General features: G+C 31.6%; 1 protein-coding gene and 1 pseudogene. Both read left to right on the top strand.

Annotated features, from left to right (window positions below; translation table 11 throughout):
- Nucleotides 1-5: 5 nt before the first annotated feature.
- On the top strand, nucleotides 6-1,055 hold the full coding sequence (locus tag OC683_RS02365) for an AAA family ATPase (protein WP_420887822.1): 1,050 nt from the start codon (nucleotides 6-8) through the stop codon (nucleotides 1,053-1,055).
- A 9-nt stretch (nucleotides 1,056-1,064) separates the two neighbouring features.
- A pseudogene (locus tag OC683_RS02360) lies at nucleotides 1,065-2,042 on the top strand (DNA double-strand break repair protein Rad50); the annotation flags it as partial.

Genomic DNA, 2,042 nt, shown 5'->3' with positions numbered 1-2,042 from the left:
CTTTCGTGTGGATTCATCACCAAACTTTACTCGAAACTGAAAAACAAATCACCCAATACGAACAAGAAAAACAAAACTTAAAACCAAATGTCAACCAAACTCCTGAATCTCCACCACCAATTTTATCAGAACCCCATTTCCCCCCCAACACTCTCGACCCGTCTTCGCCAGAAACACTTTTTCAACCTGTTGATCCCCAAAAATTTATGGGTTTTGATAAATTAATTGGTTTGAAAGAAGAATTAAAAGCGGGACAAGGATTTATTGATTATTTAAAAAATCCCAACAATTACCAAGGAATTGGCGAAGTAGAATCGCCTTTAGGGATTTTGATGTATGGGTGTCCTGGAACAGGAAAAACTACTTTTGCGCGGGCGATCGCCAAAGAAACTAATTTACCTTTGTTTGAGGTCAATAGTTCTTTATTTTCCCAAAAATATAGAGGAGTTGCTTCTCAAATGGTGAAAGATTTATTTGCGGGGGCGCGTTTTGTTGCGGAAGAAAATAAAGGCGCCATTATCTTTTTAGATGAATGTGAAACCATTTTTTCCGATTTAAGAATGTTAGAAGTAGGTTCAGAAATTGCCAACGTGGTCAACCAATTCAAAACAGAAATGACCTCTTCGGAAAATAACCCTGAAAAACCGATTTTCATTATAGGGGCGACTAATCATATCCATCAAATTGATGAAGCAATTAAATCACGTTTTACTTATAATATTGAAATTAAACCAGGTAATAAAGAAGAAAGAAAAGCCTTTTTAGAATTCTTAATTAAGAAACGTAAAAATCCTTACAGCGACGAAGCGAAACAATATTTATATGAAGTTATTAATGAAGCTTTAGAACAATTACCCTCTGAGCAATATTTTTTCAAAGCAAATCGGACTTTAGAAAACCTTTTAAAAGCAACGGTAACTATCTTTGCTCAAACCAGAGGCCAAGGTGAAAATCGCAGAAATGAAATCAATCAAGAAGACTTAAAACAAGCTTATCAAATGGTTATTTCCACAGATATAACTCTTTTAGAACAGATTGAAAAAGAAAGGAGGTGAATCAATAAAATGTTATCGCCGCTAGATTTATTGAAAAGTTATTTTACTTTTAAATCGTACTTTACTTGGTTTTTATTAGCCAGTTTTCTTTTTAGTGGTTTTCTTTTTATTAAAAAAAAATATAACCCTCTAAACGCCGCCATTTGGAAGGGTTATTTAATGCCTTTTTTAATTATTCTTGGATGTTTAAGTTTCATTTATCTCTCTTTCTTTCATCAACCAAAAGAACCCTCCTCTAAAAATTATGGGCAATTAATTAGTAAAATTGATCAAGCCATTACCCAATATGACCAAACAATTAATAATTTCCATGGTCTTAAAAAAGATTGGGAAAAAGAATTAGATGAATGTGAAAAAGAACTAAAAGACCTTTATGAACAAAAAGACCTTACCCAAGAAGCTAAAGAAAAAATTAAAGAAGCTTTAGAAAAAAACGAAGATAAAATTAAAGAAATCAAAGAAAATTTAGATCAAAATGATAAAAACATCACTATTTTAAAAGGAAAATTAGTCCAATTAGAAAAAGACAAAGAAACTAAAGAAAAAGAAATCAAAGGCAAAGAAAGACAAAAAGAATTAGCTTCTTCTGATGAAAAAATTAGATTAGAAGCAGAAATTGAAAAACTCAAGGCTGAAAGACTTGAAATAATTGGTGAAATCGGAAAAATTAATGTTCAAATTGGTAAATTAGAAGTGGACCAAAAATCCTACCAAGAAATGTTAACTCGTGCCCAAAATTCTAAAAAAAGATTAGAAAAAGAATATAAAATTTTAAACGATGATGAAAAAAGAATATTCGACTTCACCAAAATCAAAGAAGCACGCCATGCCGAAATCCAAAAAAACATTGACGAAATCAATGAAAAAATAACATTAATTGGTATGGAAAGAGAACAATTAAAAATTTTACTTACTGGAGCAGACGCCGCTAAAGCCGCTTTAGATGATTGGGATAAAAGACATGAATTTAGTTTTGGTAATCTCAGC

It is taken from the genome of Candidatus Phytoplasma crotalariae (assembly GCF_030586865.1).
Classification (GTDB): Bacteria; Bacillota_I; Bacilli_A; order Acholeplasmatales; family Acholeplasmataceae; genus Phytoplasma; species Phytoplasma citri.
This window is presented reverse-complemented; position numbering and strand designations above follow the sequence as displayed.